18 protein-coding genes are annotated in these 21,206 nt (G+C 73.3%); 15 read left to right on the top strand and 3 right to left on the bottom strand.

Going from position 1 to position 21,206, the window contains the following annotated elements:
* Window positions 1-334: 334 nt before the first annotated feature.
* The 4 genes from ABD841_RS26850 to thiI all read left to right on the top strand — a co-directional run bounded on the left by ABD841_RS26850 (window position 335) and on the right by thiI (window position 4,575).
* A complete protein-coding gene (locus tag ABD841_RS26850; protein ID WP_344977594.1) occupies window positions 335-1,360 on the top strand; it encodes a 6-phosphofructokinase in 1,026 nt (341 codons plus the stop codon).
* Window positions 1,361-1,482: 122 nt separating this feature from the next.
* A complete protein-coding gene (gene macS, locus ABD841_RS26845) occupies window positions 1,483-2,610 on the top strand; it encodes a MacS family sensor histidine kinase (protein WP_344977591.1) in 1,128 nt (375 codons plus the stop codon).
* A gap of 30 nt (window positions 2,611-2,640) precedes the next feature.
* On the top strand, window positions 2,641-3,270 hold the full coding sequence (locus ABD841_RS26840; RefSeq protein ID WP_344977717.1) for a response regulator: 630 nt from the start codon (window positions 2,641-2,643) through the stop codon (window positions 3,268-3,270).
* Window positions 3,271-3,372: 102 nt separating this feature from the next.
* On the top strand, window positions 3,373-4,575 hold the full coding sequence (gene thiI, locus ABD841_RS26835; protein ID WP_344977588.1) for a tRNA uracil 4-sulfurtransferase ThiI: 1,203 nt from the start codon (window positions 3,373-3,375) through the stop codon (window positions 4,573-4,575).
* Between the two features lie 214 nt (window positions 4,576-4,789).
* Here thiI and aroF read toward each other — a convergent pair whose 3' ends face one another.
* Entirely contained in the window at window positions 4,790-5,827 is a 1,038-nt protein-coding gene (gene aroF / locus ABD841_RS26830; protein ID WP_344977585.1) for a 3-deoxy-7-phosphoheptulonate synthase, read from the bottom strand.
* A 512-nt stretch (window positions 5,828-6,339) separates the two neighbouring features.
* Here aroF and ABD841_RS26825 point away from each other — a divergent pair.
* The 3 genes from ABD841_RS26825 to ABD841_RS26815 all read left to right on the top strand — a co-directional run bounded on the left by ABD841_RS26825 (window position 6,340) and on the right by ABD841_RS26815 (window position 9,058).
* The gene (locus tag ABD841_RS26825; RefSeq protein ID WP_344977582.1) at window positions 6,340-6,960 is read left to right on the top strand and encodes a molybdopterin-dependent oxidoreductase; all 621 of its coding nucleotides are present in this window, start codon (window positions 6,340-6,342) and stop codon (window positions 6,958-6,960) included.
* A 48-nt stretch (window positions 6,961-7,008) separates the two neighbouring features.
* Window positions 7,009-8,190, top strand: a complete 1,182-nt coding sequence (locus ABD841_RS26820) for a histidine kinase (RefSeq protein WP_344977579.1) — start codon at window positions 7,009-7,011, stop codon at window positions 8,188-8,190.
* A 79-nt stretch (window positions 8,191-8,269) separates the two neighbouring features.
* Window positions 8,270-9,058 carry a LytR/AlgR family response regulator transcription factor gene (locus tag ABD841_RS26815; protein ID WP_344977576.1) on the top strand — a complete coding sequence of 263 codons (789 nt, stop codon included), beginning with the start codon at window positions 8,270-8,272 and terminating at the stop codon, window positions 9,056-9,058.
* 808 nt (window positions 9,059-9,866) lie between these two features.
* Here the strand turns inward: ABD841_RS26815 and ABD841_RS26810 are convergent.
* Together ABD841_RS26810 and ABD841_RS26805 are read right to left on the bottom strand one after the other, a co-directional pair.
* The gene (locus tag ABD841_RS26810; RefSeq protein WP_344977574.1) at window positions 9,867-10,706 is read right to left on the bottom strand and encodes a deoxyribonuclease IV; all 840 of its coding nucleotides are present in this window, start codon (window positions 10,704-10,706) and stop codon (window positions 9,867-9,869) included.
* A 114-nt stretch (window positions 10,707-10,820) separates the two neighbouring features.
* Window positions 10,821-12,347 carry a PucR family transcriptional regulator gene (locus tag ABD841_RS26805; RefSeq protein ID WP_344977571.1) on the bottom strand — a complete coding sequence of 509 codons (1,527 nt, stop codon included), beginning with the start codon at window positions 12,345-12,347 and terminating at the stop codon, window positions 10,821-10,823.
* 131 nt (window positions 12,348-12,478) lie between these two features.
* Between ABD841_RS26805 and ABD841_RS26800 the strand changes: the two genes are divergently transcribed.
* The 8 genes from ABD841_RS26800 to ABD841_RS26765 all read left to right on the top strand — a co-directional run bounded on the left by ABD841_RS26800 (window position 12,479) and on the right by ABD841_RS26765 (window position 21,185).
* Entirely contained in the window at window positions 12,479-13,216 is a 738-nt protein-coding gene (locus ABD841_RS26800; protein WP_344977568.1) for a 2-oxo-4-hydroxy-4-carboxy-5-ureidoimidazoline decarboxylase, read from the top strand.
* Window positions 13,213-13,557 (top strand): hydroxyisourate hydrolase, encoded by a 345-nt coding sequence (gene uraH / locus ABD841_RS26795; protein ID WP_344977565.1) that lies wholly within the window; start codon window positions 13,213-13,215, stop codon window positions 13,555-13,557. Before ABD841_RS26800 ends, uraH begins: the two co-directional genes overlap by 4 nt.
* A gap of 1 nt (window position 13,558) precedes the next feature.
* Window positions 13,559-14,455 carry a factor-independent urate hydroxylase gene (pucL, locus tag ABD841_RS26790; protein ID WP_344977562.1) on the top strand — a complete coding sequence of 299 codons (897 nt, stop codon included), beginning with the start codon at window positions 13,559-13,561 and terminating at the stop codon, window positions 14,453-14,455.
* Window positions 14,456-14,457: 2 nt separating this feature from the next.
* Window positions 14,458-15,333, top strand: a complete 876-nt coding sequence (locus tag ABD841_RS26785; protein ID WP_344977559.1) for an FAD binding domain-containing protein — start codon at window positions 14,458-14,460, stop codon at window positions 15,331-15,333.
* On the top strand, window positions 15,333-15,806 hold the full coding sequence (locus ABD841_RS26780; protein ID WP_344977556.1) for a (2Fe-2S)-binding protein: 474 nt from the start codon (window positions 15,333-15,335) through the stop codon (window positions 15,804-15,806). The genes ABD841_RS26785 and ABD841_RS26780 overlap by 1 nt, the downstream gene beginning before the upstream one ends.
* Window positions 15,807-15,930: 124 nt before the next feature.
* Window positions 15,931-17,319 carry an 8-oxoguanine deaminase gene (locus ABD841_RS26775; protein WP_344977553.1) on the top strand — a complete coding sequence of 463 codons (1,389 nt, stop codon included), beginning with the start codon at window positions 15,931-15,933 and terminating at the stop codon, window positions 17,317-17,319.
* Window positions 17,319-19,658, top strand: coding sequence for a xanthine dehydrogenase subunit D (gene pucD, locus ABD841_RS26770; protein WP_344977715.1), 2,340 nt, complete (start codon window positions 17,319-17,321; stop codon window positions 19,656-19,658). Before ABD841_RS26775 ends, pucD begins: the two co-directional genes overlap by 1 nt.
* Window positions 19,659-19,928: 270 nt before the next feature.
* The gene (locus ABD841_RS26765; protein ID WP_344977550.1) at window positions 19,929-21,185 is read left to right on the top strand and encodes a glycerate kinase; all 1,257 of its coding nucleotides are present in this window, start codon (window positions 19,929-19,931) and stop codon (window positions 21,183-21,185) included.
* The last annotated feature ends 21 nt before the right edge of the window (window positions 21,186-21,206 follow it).

Raw genomic sequence — 21,206 nt, 5'->3', positions numbered from 1 at the left:
CCGCCGCGCCCGTCGTGACGCACCGCGTCCGTTCCGGCGTACCGCGCCCGTCGTGAGCGCCGCGCGTCCGTTCCGGCGTATCGCGCCCGGTCCCGCGGGCCGAGCCTCCGGCTCGCCCGCGGCGGCCTTAACCCCCGCCGCGACCTTTGTTTTTACCCGTGAAAATTTCCCGTCAACCGCCGAAAATGAGATGTGAGGACTCCTTTTGCTTGGTCTAGACCATTGGCCCGATCGGGAGGCAGAATGCGTTGCGTCGGCGGTGGAAATCCGTCGCCGGCCGCACTACCCCACTTAGTCTGGCCATCTTGCCTCGGAACCACCACCGGAGGATGCCATGCGTATCGGAGTGCTGACAGGGGGCGGAGACTGCCCCGGCTTGAACGCTGTGATCCGCGCCGTCGTGCGCAAGGGCGTGACCGTCTACGGACATGAATTCGTCGGATTCCGCGACGGCTGGCGCGGGCCCCTGGAGGGCGACACCATGCCCCTCGACGTCGAGGCCGTGCGCGGCATCCTGCCCCGGGGCGGGACGATCCTGGGCTCGTCGCGGACCAACCCCATGAAGATCGACGGTGGCGTCGAGAAGATCAAGGACAATCTGGCGTCGGGCGGGATCGACGCGCTGATCGCGATCGGCGGCGAAGACACTCTCGGGGTGGCCAAGCAGCTCTTCGACAGGGGCGTGCACGTCGTCGGCGTGCCCAAGACGATCGACAACGACCTCAACGCGACCGACTACACCTTCGGCTTCGACACGGCCGTCAACATCGCCGTCGAGGCGATCGACCGGCTGCACACCACCGCCGAGTCGCACCACCGCGCGCTGATCTGCGAGGTCATGGGCCGTCACGCGGGCTGGATCGCGCTGCACGCGGGCATGGCCGGCGGCGCCAACGTCATCCTCATCCCGGAGAAGCCCTTCGACATCGACCGCGTCTGCGCCTATGTGGAGTCCCGCTTCAAGACCAGGTACGCGCCCATCATCGTGGTGGCCGAGGGCGCGCACCCGATCGAGGGGCAGATGGCGCTGCAGACGGGCGAGCTGGACGCCTTCGGGCACGTCCGGCTGGGCGGCATCGGCGAGACGCTCGCCAAGGAGATCGAGAAGCGCACCGGCAAGGAGGCCCGCACTACCGTACTGGGCCACATCCAGCGCGGCGGCACACCCACGGCCTTCGACCGGGTGCTGGCCACCCGCTTCGGCCTGCAGGCCATCGACGCCGTCCACTCCGGCGACTTCGGCACGATGGTCTCCCTGCGGGGCACCGAGATCGTCCGGGTCGGCCTCGACGAGGCGACCGAGGAAATCAAGACCGTGCCGGCCGGACGCTACGAGGAGGCCGAGGTCTTCTTCGGCTGACGGCGAGGACGCGGCGGGGTCACGGCCCCGTCGCGTCCTCACCGTGTTCCCGGTGGTTCCCGATGGTTCCGGTGCTTCCCGGTGCGCGGCCCGCGGGCTTCACCGGACGGTAAGGTCGTCCGGTGACGGGAATCGAGGGCCCGTTCTGGCGGGCGATCGCGGTCTTCCGTGTCGCCTCCGTCGTCTACGCGGTGGCCCTGCTCATCCGCGCCGGAGGGTACGCCCACCCGGTGGCCGGCTGGCTGGTGATCGGCGTCATGGCGCTGTGGACCGTGGTGACGGTCTTCGCCTACTCCGTCGAGGAGCTCCGCGGGCGCCCGCTGCTCGCCGCCGACATGCTCGTGACCGTGGGCTGCCTGCTCGCCACGCCGTTCGTCCAGGGCCCCTACCAGGAGGGCAGCCTCCCCGTCACCGGAACCTGGATGGGCGGCGCGGTGCTCGCGTGGGGCGTCCACGGCGGGCGGCGGCTGGGCGCCCTGGCCGCTCTGATCGTCTCGCTGGCCGACCTGTGGCTGCGCGGCCTCGGCGAGATGGACGTGGAGACGCTCCCGATCAACGGGACCGTCCTGCTCTTCCTCGCCGGAGTGCTGGTCGGGCACACCGCCCGGCTGGCGAAGAAGGCCGAGGAGCGCATGCAGCAGGCGATCGAGATGGAGGCCGCCGGCCGGGAGCGGGAGCGGCTCGCCCGGGGCATCCACGACTCGGTGCTCCAGGTGCTCGCCCTGGTCCAGCGGCGCGGGCAGGAGATCGGCGGGGAGGCGGCCGAGCTGGGCAGGCTCGCGGGCGAGCAGGAGGCGGCGCTGCGCGAGCTGATCAGGCTCCGTCCCGTGACGCCCGCCGCGGGCACCGCCGACCTGCGCGCCCTGCTCCAGAGGTACGGCTCGACCACGGTCACCGTCTCGGTCCCGGCGACCCCGCTGACCCTGCCGGTCGCCGTCGCGTGGGAGATGGCCGCCGCGGTCGGCGCCGCACTGGACAACGTCACCCGGCACTGCGGGGCGCAGGCTCCCGCGTGGGTCTTCGCCGAGAGCGACGACGGGACGGTCACCGTGACCGTCAGGGACGAGGGGCCGGGCATCCCGCCGGGCCGCCTGGAGCAGGCCGCCGCCGACGGGCGCCTCGGCGTCGCCCAGTCGATCCGGGGCCGCATCGCCGACCTGGGCGGTACGGTCACGGTGGTCTCCGCTCCCGGCCGGGGCACCGAGGTCGAGATGTCCGTCCCCGCCGCGAGAAACGCGGACGTTCCTTAGTAAAACGCCTAAAGTTGGCGCGTGCGTGTGATGGTGGTGGACGACCACCCGATGTGGCGGGACGCGGTGGCCAGGGACCTGGCCGAGGCGGGGTACGAGGTCGTGGCGACGCTCGGGGAGGGGCGGCAGGCGGTCCGGGTGGCCCCCGCGGTCCGGCCCGAGGTGGTCGTGCTCGATCTGCAGCTGCCTGATCTGTCCGGTGTGGAGGTGGCCCGGAGGCTGGCCGCGGCGCAGCCGCCGCCCCGGGTGCTGGTGCTGTCGGCCAGCGGCGAGCAGGACGACGTGCTGGAGGCCGTCAAGGCGGGCGCGTCCGGATACCTGCTGAAATCGGCGAGCAAGGAGGAGTTCCTCGACGCGGTCCGCCGCACCGGGGCGGGCGACGCCGTCTTCACCCCCGGCCTGGCCGGGCTCGTGCTGGGGGAGTACCGCAGGCTGGCGGCCCAGCCCGCCCCCGAGGCGACGCCGCGCCTGACCGAGCGGGAGACGGAGGTGCTACGCCTGGTCGCCAAGGGCCTGTCGTACAAGCAGATCGCCGAGCGTCTCACGCTGTCCCACCGCACCGTGCAGAATCATGTCCAGAACACGTTGAACAAGCTTCAGCTCCACAACCGCGTCGAGCTGGTCCGCTACGCCATCGAGCAAGGACTCGACGAGTCATAGGCCCGACTAAAGTGACAAGGTCGAGACGTTGTCTTTGTGCGGCCGCGCGCGACACTTGACGTACCCCTACGTTCTCCTCGAAGCTCCACCGGAGGTTGCACCATGACCATGTCCGCCCTGGGCGAGCCATGCGTTCTGCTCAAACTGGGCGAGGTCGTCCTCAAGGGAAACAACCGGGAGCTTTTTGAACGGAGGCTTCAGGGCAACATCAAGGCCGCCCTGAAGGACGTCGGCGTCAAGGTCGACCTGCGGCAGCGCCACGGCGTCATCGCGCTCCTCCTGCCGGACGGCACCGGGGCCGAGGTCGCCGACGCCGTGGCCGAGCGGGTCTCGTACGTTCCCGGGCTCGTCTGGATCCACCGCGCCTGGCGGGTGGCCAAGGACCCCTCGGCCATCACCAAGGCGGCGATCGAGCTGCTGGCCGACCGTGACGACGTCCGGCGCGGCGTCTCCTTCGCGGTCCGTTCGCGCCGCCGCGACAAGCGTTTCCCCCTCACCTCGACGCAACTGGACCGCTCGGTCGGCGGGGAGCTCAACGACATCTACGGCCTGCCGGTCGACCTGAAGAACCCCGAGCTGGTGGTCTCCATCGAGGTCGACCGCGACGAGGTGTTCGTCTTCACCGGCGGGCAGCCGGGCCAGGGCGGGCTGCCGGTCGGCTCCAGCGGCCGGGGCCTGGTGCTGATGTCCGGCGGCATCGACTCGCCGGTGGCGGCCTACCGGATGATGCGCCGCGGCCTGCGGGTCGACTTCCTGCACTTCTCCGGCATCCCCTTCACCACCTCCGAGTCGATCTACAAGGCGTACGCGCTGGTCAGGGCGCTCGACAGGTTCCAGGGCAAGTCCCGGCTGTGGGTGGTCCCCTTCGGCAAGGCGCAGCAGTCCATCAAGGCCTCGGGCCAGGACCGCCTCGCGGTCATCGCCCAGCGCCGCCTGATGCTCAAGACGGCCGAGGAGGTCGCCCGCCGCCTGCGCGCCGGAGCCCTGGTCACCGGCGACTCGCTGGGCCAGGTCTCCTCGCAGACGCTGCAGAACATCACCGCCCAGGACGACGCGGTCGACATGCCGATCCTGCGCCCGCTCATCGGCCTCGACAAGACCGAGATCATGGCCGAGGCCCGCCGCATCGGCACCCTGGAGATCTCCGAGCTCCCCGACGAGGACTGCTGCACCCTCCTGGCCCCGCGCCGCGCCGAGACCGCCGCCAAGATCGCAGATCTGAAGCAGATCGAGCGCCGCCTGGACGCCGAGGAACTCGCCGTGCAGCTGGCCGGCTCCCTGCAGGAGTACCGGTTCGACGCCTGACCGCTGGCGACCGGCCGCGGCCGGACGACCGATCGTCCGGGAGCGCCACGGGCGCGGGGTCCGGATCACCCGCGCCCGCCGCGGCGGGGAACCGTCGGGCCTCCTCGCCCGCCGGCCGGTCATGGCGGGGAGCCCTCACCGGCGCCCGGTGACGAGCACCGAGAGGACGTCCCCGGAGCGGTGCGGGCGGCCCCGCCCCGCGGGGGCGGAGAGCTCAGGCGGGGGCCAGGACGTCGCCGGCCGCGGTCTTGCCCAGCAGCGGCGGGAACTGGGCCATCACCCGGGCCAGCTCCTCCAGGTCGCCGTCGACCAGTGCCTGGGGGCCGTCACAGAGAGCCTGCTCGGGGTGCGGGTGGACGTCGATGATCACACCGTCGGCGCCGACGGCGATGGCCGCGCGGGTCAGCGGGAGCACCAGGTCGCGCTTGCCACCCGAGTGCGACGGGTCGATGATCACCGGCAGGTGCGAGAGCCGCTGGGCGACCGGGACCGCGGAGACGTCCAGCGTGTTGCGGGTGGCGGTCTCGAAGGTGCGGATGCCGCGCTCGCACAGCACGATGTCGAGGTTGCCGCGCTGGGCGATGTACTCGGCGGCCATCAGCCACTCCTCGATGGTGGCGTTCATGCCGCGCTTGAGCATGACCGGCTTGCCGACGCCGCCGACGGCCTGCAGCAGCGCGAAGTTCTGCGCGTTGCGGGTGCCGATCTGCAGCATGTCGGCGTAGGAGGCGACCAGGTCCACGTCGTGGGCGTCGACGACCTCGGTGACGACCGGGAGTCCCGTCTCCTCACGCACGTCGGCCAGGATGCGCAGGCCCGCCTCGCCCAGGCCCTGGAAGGCGTACGGGGAGGTGCGGGGCTTGTAGGCGCCGCCGCGCAGCAGGGTGGCCCCGGCGGCCTTGGCCATCAGGGCGGCCTGAAGGGTCTGCTGCGGCGTCTCCACCGCGCACGGACCGGCGATCAGCGTGACCGTCTCCGGTCCGATCGGCACGCCGCCGACCCGCACGGTCGACCGCTCCGGGTGGTTGTCACGGCTCACCAGCTTGTACGGGGCGCTCACCCGCATCACGTCGGCCACGCCTGTCATCCCGCGCAGGTCGAGCGTCGCGAACTGCTCGACGTCGCCGATCACGCCGATGATCGTGCGGCTCACGCCCCGGCTGACGAACGCGTCACCACCTGCCGCGCCGATGGTCTCCACGATCGCTTCGACGTCCGCCCGCGTGGCGTGGGGACTCATGACGATGACCATGTCTCTCCTTCTTTCGATGACTTCGACGGTCCGGATGGAAAGTGCCCGCAAATGCAGAAGGCCCCGGGTCCGAAAACCGGACCCGGGGCCTTTGCGTTCGCCAGGCTGTCAGCGCAGCATCTGGTGGCGAACGGTCCCACCCGAGGGTCCGTCGCCATACCAAAACCAGAACGCAGTACGCATGGCGCAAATAGTAGCGCACCGCCGGGGCGCGTCCGCCCCGGCGGCGCGGGATCCCGGTACGGCGCGGGGTCCCGGCGCGGCCGGGCGGTGGGGGCGGACCCGGTACGGCCCGGCGGTGGGGGTGGGTTCCGGTGCGGCCGGGTGGCGGGGGGTGGCGCGGGGTGGACCCGGTACGGCCGGGCGGTGGGGGTGGACCCCGGTACGGCCGGGCGGCGTACGGTGGGGCGGCGAAGGCGCTGTCCGGGGCGTTATCCGGTGGCCGCTGCCACGGCGGCAGATGCGCGATGGCAGGATTGCCCCGTGCCATCGGCCAGCCGGCGAGGGGAGTGATGGTGGAGCAGCCCGAACCTGCGGGGGAGGAGAACCGCCTGCCTCCGGGCCAGTACGTCCCTCGTGGACGTCCGGTCATCCACTACGGCCGGGTGCCCACGTTCCGCCCGGCCACCTGGGAGCTGCACGTCATGGGGGCGACCGCCTCGGGCGGGCAGCACCGTTTCACCTGGCCCGAGTTCTCCGCGCTGCCGCGCACCACGGTCGTGGCCGACTTCCACTGCGTCACCAAGTTCTCGATCATGGGCAACGAGTGGGGCGGGGTGTCCACGGCGACGCTGATGGAGCTCGCCCCGCCCGCCCCGGGCGTGCAGCACGTGATGATCTGGGGCGAGTACGGATACAGCGCCAACATGCGCATGAGCGACTTCGCCCGCCCGCACACGCTCTTCGCCCTGGAACTGGATGAGAAGCCCATCTCTCCGGAACGGGGCTTCCCCGTCCGGATGATCGTCCCGCACCTGTACGCCTGGAAGAGCGTCAAGTGGGTGCGTGCCGTGGAGTACATGCTGGAGGACCGGCGCGGCTTCTGGGAGGAGCGCGGCTACCACAACATCGCCGACCCCTGGCGCGAGCAGCGCTACTCCTACCAGGAGGAACCGGGCGACGGCCCGCCGTGATCGGCGTTCTCCCCTGATCTCGCCGGACGGTTGACTACGGTTTCCCGCATGTCGACCAGCGGATGGGCGCTGCTCTGCGCATTCAGCACCCTCATCGGCTTCGTTCTGCCCCGGCGGCGGCAGGGCCGCCACCGGGATTCGGGCGGCCCACCGGACGAGGCCACCTTCGTCACCCTGCACATCGCGGCGATGGCGGCTCCCTCGCTCCGGGCCGGGCTCACCCGCGACTCCGCCCGCAAGGCGGTCCGTCACCTGCGCACGCTGCTGGGCACCAGCGCCCTCGCCCTGGCCGACGCCGACGAGGTGCTGGCCTGGGACGGCGCCGCCGGCTGCCACCGCGACGACGCGCCCGAGCACGCCCGGACCGCTCTCGCCACGGCGCGCCCCCACGTGGTCGCCGGCGACGCGTTCCCCTGCGACCGGCCGGGCTGCGCGATCCGGGGCGGGGTCGTCGTGCCGCTCACCGTCGACGGGCGGGTGGTCGGCGCGCTCGCCGCGTACGACGCCGTGGTCAGCGCGGCGCTGGTGCGGACCGTCACCGAGGTCGCCCGCTGGGTCTCCAGCCAGCTGGAGCTGGCCGAGCTCGACTCCTCCCGGAGGCGCGCCATGGAGGCGGAGATGCGGGCGCTGCGGGCCCAGATGTCCCCGCACTTCGTCTACAACGCGCTGACCACCATCGCCTCGCTCGTCCGCACCGATCCCGAGCGGGCCAGGGAACTGCTGGTGGACTTCGCCGACCTCAACCGGTACGCGCTGCGCCGGGCCAGGGACTTCACCACCCTCGCCGAGGAGCTCCACTGCGTCGACCGCTACCTGCTGCTGGAACGCGCCAGGTTCGGTGAGCGGCTGCGCTTCACCGTCCGGGCCGCGCCGGAGGTGCTCTCCGTCCCCGTGCCGTTCCTGTGCCTGCAGCCGCTGGTCGAGAACGCCGTCAAGCACGGCGTGGCCGGTGCCGGCCGCCGCGGCGAGGTTCGCGTGGTCGTCCGGGACGCCGGGCCCGAGGCCCACATCAGTGTGGAGGACGACGGGCTCGGCATGCCACCCGAACGGGCCAGGGGACTGCTCGACGGCGATCCTCGCCAGGGACGCGACGAGGGCGGGTTCGGCCTGGCCAACGTGGACGTGCGGCTGCGCCAGATCTACGGGGAGGACTACGGCCTCGTCGTGGAGACGGCGCCGGACGAGGGCACCACGGTGCGGCTCCGGGTGCCCAAGGCTCCCCCCTGGTAATAGCTATTTGTAGTCAAACTATTACCTGAAGTTGCCATGACGCTTGCGGCGGGTGTGGTTCGCGAGGCAGCGTGGGGTCATGTTGCGAGTCCTGGCCGTTGACGACGAGGTCCCCGCGCTGGAGGAGATCGCCTATCTCCTCCGCCAGGACCCCCGCATCGAGCACGTCGCCACCGCCGTCGGCGGCGTCACCGCGCTCCAGGACATGGTCCAGATGATCGGCAGGGGCGAGCGGCTCGACGGGGTGTTCCTCGACATCCGCATGCCCGGCCTGGACGGTCTCGACCTGGCCAGGCTCGTCGCGGGCTTTCCCCACCCGCCCCGGCTGGTGTTCGTCACCGCCCACGAGGACTGCGCGGTGCAGGCCTTCGAACTGGAGGCGGTCGACTACCTCCTCAAGCCGGTCAGGGCCGGTCGGCTGGCCGAGGCGGTGCGCCGCCTGGAGGCCGCGATCCCCGCCGCCGCCGATCCCGCTCCGGAGGACGTCATCCCGGTCGAGCTGGCCGGCCGCACCAGGTTCGTGCCCCAGCAGGCCGTCTGGTTCGCCGAGGCGAAGGGCGACTACGTCCGCCTGCACACCGTCGAGGGCAGCTATCTGGTGCGGATGCCCCTGGCCGCGCTGGAGAAGCGCTGGGCCGGCTCCGGCTTCATCCGGGTGCACCGCAGCACCCTGGTCTCGGTGCGGCACGTCAGCGAACTCCGTTTCGACGGCGGCCGGGTGACGCTCCAGGTCGGCACCGAGACCCTCCCGGTCAGCCGGCGCCACACCCGGCAGGTCCGCGAGCAGCTCGTCCGCCAGTTCCGCGACCGTACGGCCGTTCCGGGCCCGGCCAAGGGCCGCCCCGTGCCCTCGGGCGCCTCCAGGTAGGCCCGGCGCGGCTCGCTCTCGGGCCCGGCCGGACGGGCACCGCGACCGGGGTCGGGGCCGGGCGGCGGTTTCCGGTGGGGTCGGTACGCTCGGCTCCTTCGCCGAGCCTGCTGATCGGGGGCCGGTTGTTCTCCCGGAAACCGGTGTATGTCGGTTTGTCGTCGCCGGGCGCGGGGACGGCACCGGAACCCGCCGGTTCGAGCTCGGACACCGCTGAGCCTCGGTGATCTTCTTGCGTGCCCGTGCGACCGGGAAGCGGGCGCGGTGCCGCCTCGGCTGCCCGGAAGGCTTCGACACCCGGGCCGGCCTGACCCCCGAACCGGCGTAACCCCGCTTTCCGATCTCGGGTGGAAGACATTCGCGGGCTTCGAGCCCCCCGCGGGACCGTTCGTCGTCCGGTGGACGCCGCTCGTCGCGCGAGCACTCTCCGCACATCGACAACTACGGACCGTTAATCGCGCTGCTCCGAAAGCGGCGCTCATGCGTCCGGGCGCGCCTTTAGTGTTCCTTCATCGGAGAGCGAGACCCACCGCATCGGGGGGGACAGAGCCGGAAGGCTCGCATATGACCTGGTGCGCGGGGACCGGGTGGCCGTCGACACGTGGCCGCCCCACCGTCGGGCCCTGACCGGGGGGTAGGGCCCGGCGATCTCCGATGTGACGGGACGCCCGCGTCAGCCCGCGAGGCCAGACCGTGATCCGGCCACACGGGGGCGGTCGGATCACGAGGGCGGGCGTCCCGTCCGCCATCCGGGCCGCGCGGCCGGGGCGCGCCTCGGAGACGCGCCGGGTGTCACCGAACCGAGGGGTCAGGCGTCACGGAGCTTCTTGAGCAGCTCGATGTCCTCACGGTGTTTTTCGGCGCCGCCCGGCGTCTCGATGCAGAGCGGGATTCCCGCGACCACCGGATGGCGCATCAGGTCGGCGAAGGACTGCGCGCCGATGTGACCCGCGCCGATGTTCTCGTGCCGGTCCTTCCTGGAGTCGCACACGTCCTTGGAGTCGTTGGCGTGGATCAGCTTCAGGCGCCCCGGCGCGATCGCGTGCAGGGCGTCGAGGGTCTCCACGATCCCCTCGGGGGTCGACAGGTCGTGCCCGGCGGCGAAGGCGTGGCAGGTGTCGAGGCAGACACCCGCCTTGGGGTGCCACTCCAGAGCCTCCAGGTAGGGCTCCAGGTCCTGAACGGTCGCGCAGAGCATGCCGCCCTGGCCCGCCATCGGCTCCAGCAGCAGGTCGGGGCCGTCGTCGGGGATCTCCTCCAGCAGCGGCAGGAGGTGCTCGTGGAGCTGGCGCAGGGCGTCGTCGCGGGACTGGCTGACCGCCGACCCGGTGTGGACCACCACTCCCCTGGCGCCGATCGCGTGGCCGCGCAGCAGGTTGTGCCGCACGGTGGCCACCGACTTCTCCAGCGTGTCGGCGCTGGGCGAGCCCATGTTGACCAGGTACGGCGCGTGCACGAAGGACAGCACGCCCGATTCGAGCAGCTTGGTGTCCTGCGCGGGGTTGCCCGCGGCGAGTGCCCAGCCGCGGGGGTTGGTGACGAAGACCTGGATCATCTCGGCACCGATGTCCGAGGCGTACTGCAGCCCGCCCTTGGCCAGGCCACCGGTGACGGAGACGTGTCCGCCGATGGGGGAGAGAGAAGTCATGGTGACGCCAGTGTAGGCGCTGCGCACGACCGTTTCCCGACGCCGCGCGCGGCGGCCCGGGAGCCCTTTCCGCGGGCCCCGGCAGGCCCTTTCCGCAGGCCCCGGCGCCGGGGCCTAGCCGAGCCGCAGCGCCAGGAAGAAGTCCACGCGGTCCTCCAGGCGGGACAGGTCCCGGCCGGTCAGGTCCTCGATCCGCTGGATCCGGTAGCGCAGCGTGTTGACGTGGACGTGGAGGATCTCGGCGCACCGGGTCCACGACCCGGACACCCGCAGGAACGCCTCCAGGGTCCCGACCAGGTCGGCCCGGTGCTCGCGGTCGTAGCCGCGCAGCGGGTCCAGCAGCCGGGCCCGGAACACCTGCCGCACGTCGTCGGGGACCGAGGCGAGCAGCAGCAGGTGGGTGGCCAGCTCGTCGTGGCCCACGACGGCGTCGGGCCCGGAGCGTCCCTCGGCCATCCGACGGGCGTGGCGGGCCTCCTCGACCGCGCCGCGCAGCCCCTCCACCGGGGCGACGCCGCTGACCCCGACGGTGAGCCTGCCGCGGCCCAGCCCGGGGGCCAGCGCCCGGGCGGCTTCGCGGACCTCACCGGTGATGTCGGTCTCCGGGGCCGGGATGAGCGCGATGACCTCCTCTCCGGCCACGCCGACCGCGGGCGAGGCGCACGACCCGTTCAGGAGCTCCTTGACCACCACGCGCAGCTCGCCGGGGCGCAGCCCTCCGTGCGAGGTCGCGGCGACCGCCACGTAACCGCGTTCGGACAGCAGGCCGGTGACCTGGAGCCGGGGCAGGATGTCGCCGGGTCTGCCGTCGGAGAGCACGAGCCGGACCAGTTCCTGGGAGACGCGTCCCTCCGGGCTCAGCCGGTCGTCCATGCGGGCGCGCTCCAGCGCGACCACGGCGGCCAGCTCGGCGGCCAGCGCCCGCCGCTCCCGAGACCAGTCGTCCCACGCGCCCTCGAAGGCGAGGAACCAGTCGGCGACCCGCGAGGTCGTCTGCTCGTCCACCGGCAGCACGGAGTAGCGTTCCGCGCCCGGCGGGGCGCACGGCATCCGCTTGGCGGTCAGGAAGCCGCGGGCCAGCAGCGGGGCGGTCTCCGCGGGCAGCGGGTGCGAACCGGCGACCACCCGCCCGGCCGGGGTCAGCACCCAGCAGGGCATGCCCAGGTCGTGGCCTATCAGGTGGAGCACCGGGTCGAGGCCGGCGCCCGCGGTGGCCCCGGCGACGAGCCGCCGGTGCCGGTCGAGGACGGCCGCCATGTCGGAGGCCCTGGCGGTCGAGAGCCGGCGCACGACCAGCTCGGTGAGCTCGGCGAAGGACACCGCGGCCGGTACGTGGAACAGCGGGATGCCGTGCCGCTCGCAGGCCTCGACGAGGTCGGACGGGAGCCCGCCCTGCTCCGGGTCCCCCGCGCCCAGCGCCGACACTCCCGCCGCGGCCAGGCAGCCGACGAACCGCTCGCTGTCGCCCGAGTCCTGCCGCCAGACCAGCCCGGTGAGCACCAGCTCGCCGCCGCTGAGGTAGCGGCCGGGATCGAGCAGATCGGTGGTGACGACCCAGCGGACCGTCCGATCCGCCTTCTCGCCACCGGTGAGCAGTGTCAGGCCCAGCTCCGTCATCTCCAGCAGTGCCCTCAGCCGCATGCCGTGAGGGTAACCGAGCCATGAATACCTGCGGGTTTGGAGCATGTTACGAAAAACCATGGCAAACCCTTGGCCCAGTTCGGAGTTCCTGTTGCTGGACCGCGTACGGCGGCGCTGTGTGTACTGCTCCCATGCCGAACGTGAACTCCGTGGCGCCGGAGGAAGGGCTGGCCGCCTTCAACGCGCTGGGTGCCGGTGCGGCCGAAGCCGAGCTGCTGACCTGCTGCGCGTCCCGGACCTTCGCCCGCGAGGTGGCCGCGCTGCGCCCCTTCCCCGATCCCGGCCGGCTGGCCGAGACGGCGGAGGCCGTCGTACGTGGTCTGGGGTGGCCCGACGTGAGCGAGGCGCTGGCCGCCCACCCCCGGATCGGTGAGCGTCCCCGCCCGTCCCCGCCCTCCGCCGTCCCCGGCGCGGCCGGTCCGTCGGACTCGCCGAACCCGGTGGACTCGTCCGGTGCGTCCGGTGCGTCCGGTGCGTCCGGTGCGGACGGTGCGGACGGCGTGGAGGGTCCGCCGGGACTCTCCGCGCGGGAAGCCGCCTGGTCAAGCCAGGAGCAGGCCGGGGTCGGCGCGGCCGGTCAGGACGTCCTCGACCGGCTGGCCGAGGGCAACCGGGCCTACGAGGAGCGCTTCGGCCACGTCTACCTGGTCTGCGCCACCGGCCTGTCGGCCGAGGAGATGCTGGCCCGCCTCCGGGAGCGGCTCGGCAACGACGAGGAGACCGAGCGCGGCGTCGTCAGGGCCGAGCTCGCCAGGATCACCCGCTTGCGGCTGGCCAAGCTGCTGGGAGGCGCCGAGCGGCCGGACGGGGCGGGGGAACCGGTGGGCTCGGCGGCCCGGCGAGCGCGTCCGGCGGGGGAGGAGGCGTGAGCGAGCGGGGCGAGCGAGCCGACGAGCGCAGCAGCCTGTCCACCCACGTGCTCGACGCCGCCCTGGGCAGGCCCGCGGCGGGCGTCGCCGTACGGCTGGAGAAGGACGGCCGGGTGCTCGCCGAGGGCGTCACCGACGCCGACGGCCGGATCAAGGGCTGGAGCTGCGGCCCGGGTGTCCACCGGCTGGTCTTCGACACGGGGGCCTACTTCGCCGCCCGGGAGGTGGACGCCTTCTACCCGCGCGTCTCGATCGACTTCACGGTGCGGGATCCGGGAGAGCACCACCACGTCCCGCTGCTCCTGAGCCCGTTCGCCTACTCGACGTACCGAGGGAGCTAACATGCCCGTCGTTCTCGGCCCCAACCGTTACGGCAAGGCGGAGACCCGCCTGGTCCGCGTCGTCAGGGACGGCGGCGTCCACCACATCAAGGACGTGACCGTCAGCACCGCGCTGTCCGGTCAGATGGACGACGTCCACCTGACCGGCGACAACGCCGCCGTCCTGCCGACGGACACGCAGAAGAACACCGTCTACGCCTTCGCCAGGAAACACGGGGTGGCGGAGATCGAGGACTTCGCGATCCTGCTGGCCCGCCACTTCGTGGAGTCGCAGCCCACGATCCACCACGCCCGCGTGGAGATCGAGGAGTACTTCTGGGATCGGATCCCGGCGGGCGCCGACCCTGCCCCCGGGGCCGAGGAGCGGCAGCACTCGTTCGTGCGCTCCGGCCGGGAGGTGCGCACCTGCGCCGTCCACCACGACCGCGACGGCACCACCACCGTGGTCTCCGGGCTGACGGACCTGGTGGTGCTCAACTCCACCGGCTCGGAGTTCTCCGGCTTCATCCAGGACGAGTACACCACCCTCCGGCCCACCAAGGACCGCGTCCTGGCCACCGCCGTCACCGCCCGCTGGCGGCACCTCTCCGCGGCGTCCCCGTACCGGGAGTCGTACGGGGAGGTGCGGCGCTGCCTGCTCGGCGCGTTCGCCGAGACCCACAGCCTGTCGCTGCAGCAGACGCTCTACGCGATGGGCGAGCGGGTGCTGAACACCCGCGAGGAGGTCTGCGAGGTGCGCCTGGCGATGCCGAACAAGCACCACTTCCCGGTGGACCTGACACCGTTCGGGCTGGACAACCCGAACGAGGTGTTCTACGCCGCCGACCGTCCCTACGGGCTGATCGAGGGCACCGTGCTCCGCGACGACGCCCCCGCCGCCCGCTTCGCCTGGGAGTGACGATGGATTTCCTACGGCCCGGCATCTGGGCGGAGGCCCTGGCGGCCAAGGCCGACCGGCCGGAGGCGCTGCCCGTCCAGGGCGGCACCGACGTGATGGTCGAACTCAACTTCGACACCCGCCGCCCCGCCGCGCTGCTCGACCTCAACCGGGTCGCCGAGCTCGCCGCGTGGACCGCCGAGCCGGACGGCAGGCTCCGGGTCGGCGCGGGCGTGACGTACGCCCGGTTGATCGCCGAACTCGGCGACCGGCTGCCCGGTCTCGCCCAGGCCGCACGCACGGTCGGCTCGCCGCAGATCCGCAACCGGGGCACGGTGGGCGGCAACCTCGGCGCGGCCTCGCCCGCCGGAGACAGTCACCCGCCGCTGCTCGCCGGGGACGCGGTCGTCGAGGTCGAGTCCGCGGCCCGGGGGGTGCGGATGATCCCCGCCGCAGAGTTCTACCTCGGGGTCAAGCGCAGCGCGCTGGAGCCCGACGAGCTGATCCGGGCGTTCTGGATGAGCCCGGCGAGCGGCCCGCAGTACTTCTCCAAGGTCGGCACCCGCAACGCCATGGTGATCGCCGTCTGCTCGTTCGCCGTCGCGCTCCACCCCGGCGAGCGCCGGGTGGGCACCGGCATCGGCTCGGCCGCGCCGACGCCCCGCCGCGCCGTCGCGGCCGAGGAGTTCCTCGCCGCCGAACTCGACTGGGACGCGCGGCTCGACCCCGCGGTCCTCGCGCGCTTCGGCGAACTGGCCGCCGGGGCCGCCTCGCCGATCGACGACGTCCGCGGCACCGCCGACTACCGGCGCCACGCCATCGCCGTGATGGCGCGGCGCACCCTCACCTGGGCGTGGAACGACCTGCGCTCCGGGCGCTTCGAAAGGAGGGCCAGCTGATGCGCGTCACCTTCACCGTCAACGGCCGGCAGGAGACCGCCGACGACGTCTGGGAGGGCGAGAGCCTGCTGTACGTCCTGCGCGAGCGGGTGGGCCTGCCGGGTTCCAAGAACGCGTGCGAGCAGGGCGAGTGCGGCTCCTGCACGGTCTACCTCGACGGCGTCCCCGTGTGCGCCTGCCTGGTCGCGGCGGGGCAGGTCGAGGGCCGGCAGGTCCGCACCGTCGAGGGCCTGGCGGACGGGGACCGGCTCCACCCGGTCCAGGAGGCGTTCGTGGAGTGCGGGGCCGTCCAGTGCGGCTTCTGCACGCCCGGCCTCGTCGTCCAGGCCCACGACCTGGTCGAACGGGTTCCGCAGCCCTCCGACGCGGAGATCCGTGAGGCGCTGGCGGGCAACCTGTGCCGATGCACCGGCTACGAGAAGATCCTCGACGCCGTGCGGCTCGCCGCGGCGCGCAAGGCCGCGGCCCCGTGAGCGAGAGAGCCGCCCGCGCCGCCCCGGCCGCCGGTCGTGACGCTTCCCGGACCGGCCGTGTCGCCTCCGTGGCCGGTCGCGGCACTTCCCGGACCGGCCGCGGCATCCCCGGAGAGGAGAACGGATGAGCGCCATCCTGATCGAGAACGTCTACATCGCCCCGGTCTCGGGGCCCGAGATACCCTCCGGGCACATCCACGTCGAGGGCGACAGGATCGCCGCGGTCGGCCAGGGCCCGGCCCCGGACGTGCCCGGTGCCGTCCGGGTCGACGGCACCGGCTGCCTGGCCACCCCCGGCCTGGTCAACACCCACCACCACCTCTACCAGTGGGCCTCCCAGGGGCTGGCCCAGGACGCCACCCTCTTCGAGTGGCTGGTGGCGCTGTACGAGGTCTGGGCGGCCATGGACGCCGAGGTCGTCAGGGGCGCGGCGGGCGCGGGCCTGGGCTACCTGGCCCTGTCGGGCTGCACCACCTCCAGCGACCACCACTACATCTTCCCCTCCGGGCGCGGCGACCTGTTCGCCGCGGAGATCGAGGCGGCCCGCGAGGTCGGCATCCGCTTCCACCCCGCCCGCGGCTCGATGGACCGGGGCGCCTCCCAGGGCGGCCTGCCGCCGGACGTCGTGGTGGAGCGGCTCGACGAGATCCTGGAGGCGACGGCCCAGGCCGTCGACGCCTACCACGACCCGTCCTTCTCCTCGAAGCTGCGCGTCGCCGTCGCCCCGTGCTCGCCGTTCTCCGTCAGCGCCGACCTGATGACCGAGGCGGCGGCCCTGGCCAGGTCCAAGGGCGTGCGCCTGCACACCCACCTCGCCGAGACCGTCGACGAGGAGGAGCACTGCCTGGCGCAGTTCGGCCTGCGGCCGGTCGACTACATGGAGAAACTCGGCTGGCTCGGCCCGGACGTGTGGTTCGCCCACGCGGTCCACCTGAGCGACGCCGACATCGACGTCTTCGCCCAGACCGGCACCGGCTCCGCGCACTGCCCCAGCTCCAACGGCCGCCTCGGCGCCGGCATCGCCCGTGTCTCCGAGATGCTCCGCCGGGGCGCGACCGTCGGGCTCGGCGTGGACGGCAGCGCCTCGGCCGAGCTGACCTCGCTCTCCGGCGAGATGCGGCAGGCGCTGCTGTTCCAGCGGGCGAGGTACGGGCCCACCGCGCTCACCGCCCGCCAGGCCCTCCGGATGGCCACCCTCGGCGGGGCACGGAACCTGGGCCGCCAGGACGAGCTCGGCTCCCTGGAGCCCGGCAAGCTCGCCGACATCGCCCTGTGGCGGACCGGTGAGGCCTTCGCCTCCGCGGTCGCCGACCCGGTCTGCGCCCTGGTCTTCGGCACCCGGCAGCCGCCGCTGGCCCGGCTGCTGGTCGGCGGCGAGACCGTCGTCGAGGACGACGAGCTGCGCACGATCGCCCAGGACGAGCTCGGCCGCGCGGGCGGCGAGGCCCACCGCCGCCTCGTACGCCTGGCCGAGGAGCAGGGATTCACCGCGGCCAAGGAGGTCGGACATTGATCGAGCGGAACACGCTCCGGCAGGGCACCGTACCGGACCGGGCACCGCGGGAGATCACGGCGCCCGGCACCGGGGGAGTGGGCGACAGCCCGCCGCGGCCGGACGGGACGCTCAAGGTCAGGGGCGAGTTCGCGTACTCCTCCGACCTGTGGGCGGACGGCATGCTGTGGGGCGCCACCCTGCGCAGCCCGCACCCCCGGGCCCGCATCGTCTCGATCGACGTCGCCGCGGCCCTCGCCCATCCGGGGGTGGCGGCCGTCCTCACCCACGAGGACGTGCCCGGCCGCAGGCACTTCGGCCTGGACCACACCGCGGACCAGCCGGTGCTGGCCTTCGGTGAGGTGCGCCACCAGGGCGAGCCGGTCGCGCTGGTCGCGGCCGACCACCCGGAGACGGCACGCCGGGCGATGGAGCGGATCCGGGTCGAGTACGAGGTGCTGGAGCCGCTGACCGACGCCCGCCGCGCGGCCTTCGACCCGTCCTGCCCGCCGGTCCAGCCGCGCGGCAACCTCGTCCGCCACCAGCCGGTCCGGGTGGGCGACGTGGACGCGGCCAAGGAGGCTGCAGAGGTGGTCGTCTCCGGCGAGTACCGGGTCGGCGTCCAGGACCAGGCGTTCCTCGGCCCGGAGTCCGGCCTGGCCGTACCGGCCGAGGACGGCGGCGTCGACCTGTACGTGGCCACCCAGTGGGTGCACAACGACCTCAAGCAGATCGCGCCCTGCCTCGGCCTGCCCGAGGAGAGGATCCGCATGACGCTGTCCGGCGTGGGCGGCGCCTTCGGCGGGCGCGAGGACCTGTCCATGCAGATCCACGCGGCCATGCTCGCGCTGCGCACCGGCAGACCCGTCAAGATGGTCTACAACCGGCAGGAGTCGTTCTTCGGCCACGTGCACCGGCACCCCGCCGAGATGCGCTACGAGTACGGCGCGACGCGCGGGGGCAGGCTCCTCTACGCCGACGTGGAGATCCTCCTGGACGGCGGCGCCTACACCTCCTCGACCATGAACGTGGTCGCCAACGCCGCCTCGCTCGGCGTGGGGCCGTACGTCATCCCCAACATCAGGATCGACGCGTACGGCGTCTACACCAACAACCCGCCGTGCGGCGCGATGCGCGGCTTCGGCGCGGTCCAGGCGTGCTTCGCCTACGAGTCGATGATGGACCGGCTGGCCGAGGCCTGCGGGCTGGACCCGATCACGGTCCGGCAGATCAACGCCGTCTCCCAGGGCAGCGCGCTGGCCACCGGGCAGGTGGTCGCCGCCCCGCTGCCGATGGCCGAGATGCTCCAGCGGGCCGCCGACCTGCCGATGCCCCTCCCGCTGGACGCCTCCGACATCCGCGACCTGCCCGGCGGCGTGTCGCAGACCACCCGGGGCGAGGGCGTGCGGCGCGGTGTCGGGTACGCGGTGGGGCTGAAGAACATCTGCTTCTCGGAGGGCTTCGACGACTACTCCACCGCCCGGGTCCGCCTGGAGGTCGTCGGCGGGCGGGCCACCGCGCTGGTGCACACCGCGGCCGCCGAGGTCGGCCAGGGGCTCGTCACCCTCCAGGCGCAGATCGCCCGCACCGAGCTGGGCGTCGAGCAGGTCGTCATCCACCCGGCGGACAACGGGGTCGGCGACGCGGGCTCCAGCTCGGCCTCCCGCCAGTCCTACATGACGGGCGGTGCGGTGATGACGGCCTGCCGGGCCGTGCGGGAGCGGGTGTTCGCGCTGGCCGCCGCGCGGTTCGGCCGCGCGTACGACGATCTCTCGCTGAGCGGCGGCAAGGTCGTCTCCGCGAGCGAGGGCGCGCTCGCGGCCATCGAGGAGGTGCTCGGCGACGCCGTCGTCGAGGAGGTCCGCGAGTACCACCACGCGCCGACCGAGCGCATGGACCCGGTCACCGGGAGGGGGAACTCGCACACCCAGCTCGCTTTGTGCGTGCACCGGGCCGTCGTGGACGTCGACGTCGAGCTGGGCCTGGTCAAGGTGGTCGAGCTGGCGGCCGTCCAGGACGTGGGGAGGATCCTCAACCGCCTGTCGCTGGAGGGGCAGATCCACGGCGGCAGCGCCCAGGGGCTCGGCCTGGCGCTGATGGAGGAGATCGTGATCACCGACGGCCGGGTGCGCAACCCGTCGTTCACCGACTACCTCATCCCCACGATCCTCGACATGCCGCCGATGCGCCTGGACATCCTGGAGAACGCCGACCCGCGCGCCCCGTACGGGCTCCGCGGCGCCGGGGAGCCGCCCACGCTCTCCTCGACCCCGGCCGTCGTCGCGGCCGTCCGCGCCGCCACGGGCCTGCCGCTGACCCGGGTGCCGCTCCGTCCCGAGCACGTCACCGGAATCGCATGACCGGTTCCCCGTCCGGCGGTCCCGGCGGAGGGGCTCGCCCGCCTCGTCCGGTCGCCCCGCCCTACTCCGCCCGGCCGTCCCGTCGCCGGGTTCCCGGCCGTCCCGCCGCGGGCCGTCGCGCGGGACGGCCCGGCAGGGGGCCCGGCCGTCCGGGAGGATCGCGGGCGGATGTGATGATGGTCGTCCATCGCACCGGGTTCCGGCACGCGTCCCGGACCGCCCACACCGGCGGGGGAGGCGTGCCCGCCGATCCTTCACCAGGGAGCAGGGTTGTTTGAGTCGGGACATGTCGTGATCGCTCCGGACAAGTTCAAGGGGTCGCTGACCGGCGCGGAGGTCGCCGCGCGGGTGGCCGCGGGCCTCGGACCCGGGGCCGCCACGGTCGCGCTGCCGGTCGCCGACGGCGGTGACGGCACCGTGGACGCGGTCGTGGCCTGCGGGTTCACCCGGGTCGAGGTCGAGGTCACCGGCCCCGTCGGGAAGCCGGTCACGGCCGCCTACGCCTGGCGCGACGCCGGCGCCGAGGGGGACGTCCCGACGGCGGTCGTCGAGCTGGCCGAGGCCTCGGGTCTGCGACGGCTCCCGGCCGCCGACCCGGCCGCCGGGGACGCGGGCTCGCCCGCGCACCGGGGCGTCGCGCTCGCCCCGCTCACCGCGACCAGCCACGGCACCGGCGAGCTCATCGCCCACGCCGTACGGCGCGGTGCCCGGCGCGTCGTGCTAGGCCTCGGGGGCAGCGCCTGCACCGACGGCGGTTCGGGCATGATGCGGGCGCTCGGCGTCCGTTTCCTGGACGCCGCCGGGCAGGAGCTCCCGTTCGGCGGAGCCGCCCTGCGCGACCTGGAGAAGATCGACACCTCCGGGCTCATCCCGCTCGACGGGATCGAGTTCGTCGTCGCGGGCGACGTGGACAATCCGCTGCTCGGCCCGAACGGCGCCGCCGCCGTCTACGGGCCGCAGAAGGGCGCGAGCCCGCAGGACGTGAAGCTGCTCGACACCGCCCTGGCCCGGCTCGCCGCCGTCGCCGCCCACACCCACGGCCTGGTCGGCGCCGTGGAGCACGACGGCGTCGTGCGGGCGATGGGCGTGGCCGGGCAGCCCGGCGCGGGCGCCGCGGGCGGGGTCGGCTTCGCCGCGCTGGCCTTCCTGGCGGCCGAGTTCCGGCCCGGGATCGACTACCTGCTCGACCTCCTCGGCTTCCGCGACCGACTGGCCGGCGCCCGCCTCGTCATCACCGGCGAGGGCTCGCTGGACGAGCAGACGCTGCGCGGCAAGGCCCCGGCCGGGGTCGCCCGCGCCGCCGCCGAGGCCGGCGTCCCGGTCGTCGCGGTCTGCGGGCGGCGCACCCTCGGCGACGCCGAGCTCGCCGCCGCGGGCATCACGGCGGCGTACGCGCTCACCGACATCGAGCCCGACCCCGCCGTGTGCATGGCCCAGGCGGGCCCGCTGCTCGAACGGCTCGCCCGCACGGTCGCGGAGAACCACCTGGGCGCGGGGGACCACCCGCGGGCGGAGAACCACCCGTGACCGGCGCCCCCTGGCCGCGCC

Origin of the sequence: Streptosporangium fragile, from assembly GCF_039534445.1 — a bacterium.
GTDB classification, from domain to species: domain Bacteria; phylum Actinomycetota; class Actinomycetes; order Streptosporangiales; family Streptosporangiaceae; genus Streptosporangium; species Streptosporangium fragile.
The sequence above is the reverse complement of the archived record's forward strand: the minus strand, read 5'-3'. Positions and strand labels throughout refer to the sequence as shown.